We start from the raw sequence: 10,166 nt of genomic DNA on the forward strand, positions 1-10,166 counted from the left end.
GAACTCGCCCTTGTAGTCGGCACACCAAAGATCGTTAGGGCGACAGCCGTTTGAAAGTGGTGTCCCCGTCGCCCTGTTGCGCCTGCGCTTGCGGCGCTCGACCATGCCGTGGCGGTCGAGCACGGCATGCACCGTCGAGATCGCGGGCCGGTGCACATCCGGATACAGCCGGGCCAGCCGCTCGCGTATCTTCGGCGCACCCCATGTCGGCTTGTCTTGCTTGAGGCGCACAATCAGCTTCTCGATTTGAAACGGAAGCTGATTGGCGTGGCGATAGGGCCGCCGCGATCGGTCCGTCAGCCCTCCAGGCCGCTGTCGTTGTAGCGCGTGAGGATCTTGTAGCCGGTCTTGCGCGAGATATCGAACTCCCGGCAAAGCACCGCCATCTTCTCGCGTCCAGCAGCCGGGCGACGAACTTCAGCCGCTCTTCCATGACGTTACACTCCTTCCAAGGCACCTTGCTCTCCTTGCAAAGGGCCGAAAGTGTAACCCATCTATCCGGAATGAACTGTCACCCATCTCTCGGGAAGGAAAGTCATGGCCAAGGCAACTGGAAGCCGAATTTTCTTTTAGAGTATGAATCAGCGCCGTCTGCCGAAAAGCGCGTCCACGATCTTCCCTTTTGAAACGACCGTGCAGGGCTGGGGCAGACGGTAGTCGAGCACCGCCCATCCGCGTCAAGTCAGGTAGACCTCCTGCCCGTCGCGGAAGAGGCGTCGCTCGGCTGCCTGTATGGAAAGCGTCCCAACCGAAAATTGCGGCTCCGGAAAATGCCCATGGCGACGTGCCACTGCATGGATACGCGCTGAGAGTTCCCCCAGATCGAACGGCTTGACCAAATAGTCGTCGGCTCCAGCGTTGAAGCCCTCGATGCGATGCGAAATCCGATCGCAGGCTGTCAGAATGATGACCGGTGCCGATTCAAGTTCCTTGATCAGCTCCCGCAGATAGTCGATCCCATTGCCGTCCGGCAGGTGAACGTCGAGCAAAATAAGGTCGTAGCCGACCACAGCTGCATAATCGCGCGCTTCGGACAGGTTCTTGGCCCAGTCGACCGCGTGGCCACCAGCCACCAAATGATCGTGCATAGCACTTCCAAGGTCCTTATCGTCTTCAGTGAGCAGTATTCGCATCATGCTGCCGAGCTCCGGTATGAGGGCAAGGCTCCATCTTATTGGTCGAAGCTGACAATAGGCTGAACCGGCGGCAGCGAATTATTTGGGGAGCTTTCAGGCTGCTGTCAGCTACAACTTGCAAGAAAGGGGTCGTTAACAAAGCCAAACGAAGAGCCCCTATGAAACCCGTCCTGAACTCGGCACTTTTGCTCAATGTGACCCCCGGCGGCTGCATCAGCAAATTGATTTGGGAAACAGGCGCGCCGGTTCTAATGACCGACGCAGGCCGAGGTCTGGAGCTGGACCAGCGAACGGCGTCTTCGGTTTTTCAGGCAACAGCCACATGGAAGAATATGATTGGCTCGACCATGCGCCGAGCTTTGTCGAACGGATTGGTCGCGGGCGCACTACCACAGATTATGGCAGGTTTACGCCCTGGCCTTGACACCCGGGGTGATCGTCACCGGCGGAGCCGCGGCGTACTGATCGGATATCTAACGTCGCTGAGTCTCTCGTCGGTGCAGTGGATCTCTCGGCTTAGCCATCATGCAAAAAACGACGGTTCCGCGACACCACTTTTCAGGTCCGTGACACAGGCTTTGTGAGCCGATCTGTTGTTCTTACCCCAGGCTAATGGCTGAACAGCTCTGTCGCCGGCTCGATGCGCCAGATGGCGCGATGTTTTGAACCCTTTCACGAGGCGACGGCAGCAGCCGACCGGCTCTCCTATCGCGGCTCCCGCGATCCACACACCCAACAAGGGAATCTACCATGGTAATGAAGGCACCGGTTGCCGACGCTAGGAATGGGTCGGTAGTAGATCGGCTGGTCGGCATCGACCTCGCTCGGGGCCTGGCTGTCTTCGGGATGTATGCCGCCCATCTCGGTCCCGACCCCGGCGAAGGAGGACTAGTCGGGTTTCTGATGGAACTAACCCATGGGCGGCCGTCGGCCCTGTTTGCCGTATTGGCCGGTTTTTCAATCCTCCTGATTACAGGTCGCAAGGCGCCGAAGTCGGGGATAGCCGGTAGACAGGCCATCGCCAGAGTCGCAATTCGTGCCCTTGTTTTGCTCGCGCTTGGCTCAATCCTGGGCTGCCTCGGTACCCAGGTCGAAGTCATCCTAGAATACTACGGAATTTGCTTCTTGTTGGTATTGCCGCTCCATCGGCTCAGCGCATATCAGCTGGGCTTGATCGCTGCCGCTACGGCATTAGTTCTCCCGCAAGTCCGTTCCTCCCTTCTGTCGGTTGCCCCCAACCTCCTCGACCCGGTCTTCAACCTCATGGTCAACGGCTACTATCCCGCGGTGACCTGGGTTCCTTTCCTCATCGCTGGCATGGCCATCGCGCGCCTTAATCTTAATACGCTAGCAGCGCATTGGCGCCTTGGTCTGGCGGGGGTCGCGCTGGCCGTGTTGGGCCATGGGGGATCCTTGCTCGCGCTGAGTTCCCGCGCTTTGACTGAAACCTCCTTGTGGTGGTCTGACGTTGACGGCGCTTTTGAGCCTTCCAAGTCGTCATTTATAGTCAAGTCGTCATGGATAGCCGCACCTCATAGCGAAACGACGCTTTCGATCGTGGGCAGCACCGGTTGCGCAATGATCATCTTGGCGGCTTGCATGCTCGCTGTGGATGCGCTCCCGCGTCTGCGAAAGCTGGTCTGGCCAATAATCGCAGTCGGCTCGATGTCTTTGACGGCCTATGTGCTGCACATTGCGGGAATAGCCTATCTTATGAAGATAAACATTTTCAAAGACGAGAGCCTGTCCACGCTCTTTGGCTTCGTTGTGGTTATCAGCACTTTTGCGGTGCTTTGGCTGCGCATCTTCCAGCGAGGACCGATGGAAGTGCTGATGGGTAGGGTCGCAGATCTCGCGCGTCACATCCGCTGAGCACCGCCGCGCCCCGGCCTCCCGATCACATTACGGACAAGGTGGGGCTTTGTCCAAAGCTTGTTCGCGGCAGGGGAGGGTACTTCCTCCCAGCCTGCCGCCTTGTTGATGGAAGCTAAAACGGTCGCGCAGGCGCTAGAGTTGCATCGGCATAATCAGCTTAAACTCGCGAAGTTAAACCCGCGGTTGGTCTATCTCGGCCCGCCTCACCTGAAAGGCTAAGGTATCCGTTTCGGTCAAGGGTTTTAGGGGCCATTTTCGCTGCGCCTTGAGGAGAGCGTTTGCTAGGATGAGGAGCTTTCGCAACAAGATGATGACCTTTGCGGGTTTGCCTGCCGCCTTTAGCGCCTGGTATTTTGCCTTGAGGTCGGGGTTGAAGCGCAGGGCGAAGGGCCGGGCATGTAGAGGGCCTGGCGAACATTGGCCCGGCCGCCCCGGATGAAGGCGCGGCCGCTCCATTTTGCCGAGGCCGGCGAGGCTTGCGGCCTTTGGTTCCGAGTTCCGGCATGTCGATGGTGAGTGTGCAGGCGGTGGCATCCGATGCGCCATATGCTGGTCAGGATTTCGCGGCGCTGGACAGCGTCGGGATCGGCTTTCATGAGGGTAAGCATCGTCTGATCGATATCGCTGAGTTCACGTGGATCTGCTTCCAGCCACTCGTTGTTGTGGCGCCTGAGCAAGGCAAGCGGTCAAGGTCTGGCTCTGGTGCTGGCTGCGGTGCGATCCCCGCACGGGCCAGGTGCCGATCGTGTCGACGATCCACCTCGCCGCGACCAGAGAGCTGCTACTCTCTTCCGCTGTTCATTCTGGCCTCTTCGCAATGAATGTCATAAAATCACCTGTCGCAATTAATGGTTTTTGATTTGGCTCCTACAGCTGGCAGATATCGCCGAGAGTTCCGCAGAGAGCGTCGAAAGTTTTGGCCGCCTTCTTCCGCAGCCGCGCCTTGAGTTTTGAGCAGACCTGTCTTGATCGGGTTGAGATCGGGCGAGCATGGCGGCAGGATCAGGAGCCAGTGCCCCTTTGGCCAACCAGTGGGCGGCGCGTACCTTGCCGACAATCTGGGGTTCCGAACCCGACAGTTGGTTTTCAACCCGACAGTGGCCCGCCTCAGAGCAGGCTACCGCCCTTCGGAGCAGGCAGAAGCTAATCGAGGTTCGCGGGTTCCGGTTTGAATGTGCAGGTCGCTGCGCGCCTGATCTTTCGGTCTGGCGGCACATGACAAAAACTCTCATTTTGGCCGACGATACCCGGTCAGGAGCGGGTATCGCAGTCGAGAAGCGACCCGAGCACGTCCACAAGATGTGCCGAGTTTGCAAGGTGTGTCATTGTTTCTGTCAACGTTCGAGCGACAGCGCACGACGAAACGTCTGGCATACGCCTCGTCTGGCACGCGCCTCGCATATGTTGCAGTTGCTGCTGGAGATCAGGCGATCGAGTGGGCCTTGCAATTTTCCGATTTTGATGCGCCTAAAGTCTCGTGTACAAATCAGGCTGGCGTGAATGGCCTGCCTAAGTTGCGACTTATTACAAAGGAATGGATATGGCGACTGGAACGGTGAAGTGGTTCAACAGCACGAAGGGTTTTGGTTTTATTCAGCCTGACAACGGCGGTCAGGATGTCTTTGTCCACATTTCCGCTGTTGAACGAGCGGGCCTGTCGACCCTTAATGAGGGCCAGAAGATCAACTACGAGGTGGAACAGGATCGCCGCACGGGAAAGTCCTCTGCAGGCAGCCTCAGCAAGGCTGGCTAACGGTCCGGGAAAGCCTTGGCAAGGTTCGTCATCGCCGGAACGCATTGACGGCTCGAAACCCGGGCCGGAGCATGCAAGTTAATGCCGCGGCAGGGATTGCTGGAGCCATCATGAATTACTCTGGAAATGAGGCTCTTGGACGGGAAAGGCGGGGCTCATCCCCGCCCTTTGATTCCGCGCAGATTGGGCCAACGGCTGCTGCGCGTCCGAACGACTGTTGATACGGATTTAGGCTGCGACCTTCTTGCGGGTCCGTTTCGCCGGCGCCGTGGCTGGGGCTTCCGGCTCTTTCGGTTTGCGGCCGAGTCCCATGGTCTTGGCCAAGGCGGAGCGCGCAGCGGCGTAATTCGGCGCCACCATGGGATAATCCGACGGCAGACCCCATTTGGCGCGATATTCGTCTGGGGTCAGACCATAGTGCGTCGCCAGATGGCGCTTTAGCGATTTGAATTTCTTGCCGTCTTCAAGGCTAATGATGTAGTCCGGTTCGATCGACTTTTTGATCGGGACAGCAGGTTTTTTTACAGGCACAGGCTCTTCTGCCGGTATGAGTCCAGCCGTGCCGTTTAGAGCCCCGTGCACTTGGGCGATCAGGGCAGGAAGCTCCCCCGCCGGGACGGGGTTGTTGGAGACGTAGGCTGATACAACATCGGCAGTGAGCTCGATGAGGATGTCGGTCTTGTGGGGTTCTTCTGTCATAAACTTCTCCGGGCAGCTTGAAACACAGTTGGGCGAAGTGTCGCTTCATAGTGGCGGTTGCCGCTGAAAGCAAATGGATCGACGGGTGCGCTGCTCCTCCACCATTGAAGTCTCGGCGACGCATCCCGTCATCGTCCATCGCTAAAGGCAGCGTATTGAATTATGGGAGCGGTCGCGCCCGCCCCACCATAGCGATACAGCAAGACAATCAAAAAAGCCGGTCTTTGCTTGGCCCCAAATCTTTTCTCCTTTCGTGAACGCTGAGCTGCCAAGCTGCTACAGTTCACCTCGCGGGGCAACCGTGCACAACACAGGAGTTGCCCGAGCGATACATTCTTCACTTGCCGCTTATCAGCGCTGGTGATTGCACTTTGCAGCCTGCCTCCGGACCCGCAGCGCTCACGCTGTTGGTTTTGCGCCTGCAGGCGTCGGAAGTCGGATCGCCGCAGCTAATTTCCTCAGGCGGACGAATTCAACAAATCGATTGTTTGGATCGAAGGCATCCACACCATCGATGCCTCTAGAATATGATCCAGCTACAATCACCGTGCTGTAATGGCAGGGACGGCCAGCACAAGCGCGACACGATCCGGCGGGTCCATCGCTGCGTTACGTATTCATGGCTACTGCATCGGGCGCTCGGTCGACCGCCTTAAGCCAGGTCGCCGCATTGCGAGACGGTGACCGGCGAGGGAGAGGGCGCTCTGGCAACGAAGCGAGGCGGGTGGCCTTGCGGGTGGCCGCGTGATGTCATCCGGCTCTCCTGCCGATCTCTGCCGGCCAGATCTGGAGCAACTGTTTTGCATAGATATGGCTCTCTTCAGGGGGCCATCTATGATGGGAGCCGAGCGCGTGTTCGAGCCGGGGAACAGGCTGCGCATGCACTGTGCCCACCTATTGCGATCGTGCTAACCTTGGTTGTTCGGACTTGCCGTTAAAGGCAAGCGACAGATTGAAGTTATGCTGCACCATCTGATTGCCTGGCTCGTTTTCGAGAGCTCGCCGATACAGGGCCTGTGCCGCGTCATGCCGCCCCTCAATGTCCAAAATCACGCCCTTCGCATTCAATGCACGTACGTTTCCTGGGGCTGCAACCAAGACGCTGTCGAGCACCTCAACCGCTTCGTGCGGGCGCTTCTGGCCCACCAAGGCATTTGTAAGTCGTATCGCCGCATCAACATTGTCCGGGTGCTGCTTCACCTCATCCCGCAAAGCCCGCTCTTGAACATCCTGACCAACTTCGCGCAAAATGCGTTCGCGCATAGCCGGATCGATTTGATCGGCGCTGAGCAACTCGGGGGAAGATGTCTCCTGCACGGAAAGAGCCGGCTTTTGCCAGCTGGCGCAACCGCCCAAAGGCAGAATGGCGAGTACGGCAAAAAGAAGTGAGTTCCGGCGCAGAAACATAGGCGATGGAGAAACTGTATTACTATTCATGTTATCTCTCAGTTATCGGGGAGGCGCGTGGCGTTCAGTTAGGAAAGGTGGGACTACTCTAACAATCCGCTGTTCGATCCGTGCGGGAGTGTGACGGATCCTGCGGGGCGAATTGTAAAGTCGGAGGCGAGGTCTTGATAAGACAGCACGGCGAGATCAACCCCGTTTCGCGTCAGAAAGCCGCGGACGAAACGTCGGACATCCATCGACGTCAACAGAATAGGGCGGGTTTGACCCGGTTCTGCGTTCGAAAGGACCTGACGTATCTGTGATAGCATCGCTTCGCTTTGCCGATCCTCCAGTGCGAGATAGGGGCCTGCATCCGAATCTCGAACCGCGCCACGCATCACATCCTCGCTCTCGCGCTCGACGACCAGGGCGGACACGATGCCCTCCGTGTTGGCATGGCGGTGGCAGATCTGTCGCTTCAAACCAGAACGGACATATTCCGTCAGCAGGGCAACGTTCTGCTCACGCTCGCTCCATTCGGCCAATGCCTCCAACACGAGACGGGTGTGGCGGATTGGGATACCTTCCTCCAGGAGGCGGCGCAGAACATCGGCAATCCGAGGAATCGGCGTCGTGCGTAGCACCTCTTTCACAAGCTCAGAATATTCCTGCTCCATTCGGCCCAGGAAATGTCGGGTCTCTTGGATGCCCACCAATCGCGGTGCGTAGCGGGTCAACGCTGCATGGACGCGCAAGGCGAGGAGTTCGCCGGGAGCCCTATGCTCCGTGCCGGCGCCCGTAAGGGCCTTTGCAGGGGTATGTTCAACCGGGAGTCTGTCCGTTTTCGGCTCACGTCTAAGGGGGACACCGCTCGAGTCGACGTGCGCTACATCGGCTCGGAGCGCCATCTGGTTTGGATCTAAGGCGTCCTGTTCGACTGGCACGCCCTCGACATCAATTCGGAATTGCGATTCAGGCAGCTGCTCGTCAACCAAGACAGGGATGCGAGGAACGATAATGCCCAGATCGGCTGTGACCAGGAGCGAAACGCGCCCAATATGTTTTTGCAATTCGGCTTGATCGACCGCCTGCATAAGATCTGGCGCTAGAAAAAATGCGATCGGGAATTCCTTCGCAGGCGCGGCTTGCTTAGGCTCCGCTGCAGTTCCACCTTTCGCATCGGCAGTGCCGGCGCCCAGCACATCAGCCTTGACAATGCTTACCGCAGCGAACACTGCGGCCAGCATCAGAAAGACGGGGAGGGGAAACCCAGGAACGAACCCCATTACAACCAGGACGCCGGCCGCCAGTCGCAAGGCTCGAGTGCTGGCCGTGAGCTGACTGACCATTTCTGTACCGAGGTTGATCCTCGCCGTCCCAGTCACACGGGTGACGATGGTCGCCGCAGTAATGGAGAGCAGAAGGGCCGGAATCTGCGATATCAATGCATCGCCTATCGTCAGCAGAGTGTAGTGATGCAGTACCTCGCCGAAGGACATGCCCTTGGAGAGCAGGCCGATCGAAATTCCACCCAGCATGTTGATGCAGATAACCACCAGCCCGGCGATGGAATCGCCCTTCACAAATTTCATCGCGCCGTCCATCGCGCCATAGAGTTGGCTTTCCTTCTCCAATTCGGCGCGCCGCCGGCGGGATTCGTTGGCATCGATGTGGCCGTTGCGTAGCTCTGCGTCGACCGCCATTTGCTTGCCCGGCAGAGCATCCAGCGTGAAACGCGCCGCCACTTCTGCCACCCGTTCGGCACCCTTCGCGAGGACCATGAATTGCACCATGGTGACGACCAGAAATATGACGAAACCCACCACGATATTGCCTGAAATGACGAAATCGCCAAAAGTATGAATAATGCTGCCGGCCTCCCCCTCGGCCAGGATCAGTCGCGTCGTTGCGACCGTGAGCGCGAGACGGAATACAGTGGAAATCAAAATAACGCCGGGCAAAGAGGAAAAATCAAGTGGAGTACTGACATACAGGGCAACCATCATCAGCAGTATGGCCAACCCCATATTGAATCCTATCAGGGCGTCGACCACCACGACCGGGATAGGCATGACCATCATCGCGACAGCCAGAAGCAGCATCAACGCAACCATTAAATCCGGGCTGGCCGGCGCACGCTTGATGAAGTCACGCAGGACGTTGGCCATCGAGACACCTTTGCAATCGGTTGAGACTTACTCTGCTGTTACGCCATGAAACGTGGCTTTCGAACTCCGAAGGCGCCTCAGCCTTGGCCAGCGCGTGACCCTGCATGAGAGCCACAAGCAGGCGCGAAATGGCTGGGCAGCAAATGTTTCCAACGCAGCCAGCTTGTCAGCACCGAGCGCGACAGGATGTTTGGCTGGCCATAGAGTGCTGCTTGATGGGGCCTGCGAGCTTTCAATATTGGAGAGCAGCAATGCGGCCATTCCTGCTCAGCAGCACACGGCTGTCCTCAATACGTTCGACCACCCATCCATCAGCCAAAATGGCGCCGACAAAATACTTCTCGCTGTCGATGACAATATATGGTTGGACCCCATGCCACACAGCTTCGACCGCGATTGCGGATGGCGCCTTCTCCTCTTTGATGAGCACTCCGTTCACCAGTGTTAGAGTACCCTTGGTGCGACGATCGAACGATTGCTGAAGCTTCTGCCAACTGATGACCGATTCAGACGTGACGGTGCCTTCGGCGGTCACAACACCCTTTGCCGACCCAATCTTGACGTCGAGAAGACCCGCTCGATCGACTTCCTCCTGCAGCTCTTGGGCCGCTGCCTCCGTAAGTTCATTGTCAGCGCGGTGACTGATCGTTCTGGACGCGACTTCAGCCCGAAGTGAATTGGGGCTCGATCCACTTGCATTGCCAAGATAGGAGATCGTGCCTGAAAGCGCGCCGATCCCGAGTGAGCTGATTATGACCATGGCGAGCACACCGATCGGTAGGCGCGGTATGCCGGTCGAACCAGGCGGCTCTGCATCCTGCACGGACAAAGCAATGGACATCTCGCCTACGAGCAGGACGACAGGAAGGGGCACAACAACGGACTGGCCTGCGGCGATATTCCGGTTGCCCTCGATACTGAGTCCGGGTGCAAGCGCCTCCAGTTCGATCGACTTGCCAAGAAGAGTTACACGAAGGTGATGCGGTGCCAGTCCCTGCTCGACAAAGACCAAATCGGCATCGAAGCCGCTGCCGATTAAACACTTTTGAAGATCCGTCTTGCCGGTCAGACCGCAATAGTGCCCCGAACGCACTTCGAAACGGAGGGAAACGGCGTCATCCACAGAGCATCTCTCAAACAGGATAGAAG

7 protein-coding genes and 1 pseudogene are annotated in these 10,166 nt (G+C 57.9%); 2 read left to right on the forward strand and 6 right to left on the reverse strand.

The features are described from left to right. Together EN932_RS19460 and EN932_RS19465 are read right to left on the reverse strand one after the other, a co-directional pair. Positions 1–433 (reverse strand): annotated as a pseudogene (locus EN932_RS19460) (helix-turn-helix domain-containing protein); the annotation flags it as partial. Positions 434–677: 244 nt separating this feature from the next. Continuing rightward, positions 678–1,136: a response regulator transcription factor gene (locus EN932_RS19465; protein ID WP_224570033.1), complete on the reverse strand. Its 459-nt coding sequence runs from the start codon at positions 1,134–1,136 to the stop codon at positions 678–680. Between the two features lie 750 nt (positions 1,137–1,886). Here EN932_RS19465 and EN932_RS19470 point away from each other — a divergent pair. Next, the gene (locus EN932_RS19470; RefSeq protein WP_063169274.1) at positions 1,887–3,008 is read left to right on the forward strand and encodes a DUF418 domain-containing protein; all 1,122 of its coding nucleotides are present in this window, start codon (positions 1,887–1,889) and stop codon (positions 3,006–3,008) included. Between the two features lie 1,543 nt (positions 3,009–4,551). Next, positions 4,552–4,764 (forward strand): cold-shock protein, encoded by a 213-nt coding sequence (locus EN932_RS19475; protein WP_008874821.1) that lies wholly within the window; start codon positions 4,552–4,554, stop codon positions 4,762–4,764. A 228-nt stretch (positions 4,765–4,992) separates the two neighbouring features. Here EN932_RS19475 and EN932_RS19480 read toward each other — a convergent pair whose 3' ends face one another. The 4 genes from EN932_RS19480 to EN932_RS19495 all read right to left on the reverse strand — a co-directional run. Then, positions 4,993–5,463: a MucR family transcriptional regulator gene (locus tag EN932_RS19480; RefSeq protein ID WP_024505385.1), complete on the reverse strand. Its 471-nt coding sequence runs from the start codon at positions 5,461–5,463 to the stop codon at positions 4,993–4,995. An 894-nt stretch (positions 5,464–6,357) separates the two neighbouring features. Further along, complete coding sequence (locus EN932_RS19485) at positions 6,358–6,900, reverse strand: tetratricopeptide repeat protein (RefSeq protein WP_082826568.1); 543 nt, start codon at positions 6,898–6,900, stop codon at positions 6,358–6,360. 53 nt (positions 6,901–6,953) lie between these two features. Then, positions 6,954–9,017 carry a type III secretion system export apparatus subunit SctV gene (gene sctV / locus EN932_RS19490; protein ID WP_063169272.1) on the reverse strand — a complete coding sequence of 688 codons (2,064 nt, stop codon included), beginning with the start codon at positions 9,015–9,017 and terminating at the stop codon, positions 6,954–6,956. 232 nt (positions 9,018–9,249) lie between these two features. Beyond that, a partial coding sequence (locus EN932_RS19495) for a hypothetical protein (protein WP_348630209.1) occupies positions 9,250–10,166 on the reverse strand: 917 nt, incomplete at its 5' end.

The organism is Mesorhizobium sp. M7A.F.Ca.US.002.01.1.1, assembly GCF_004022955.1.
GTDB classification, from domain to species: Bacteria; Pseudomonadota; Alphaproteobacteria; order Rhizobiales; family Rhizobiaceae; genus Mesorhizobium; species Mesorhizobium ciceri.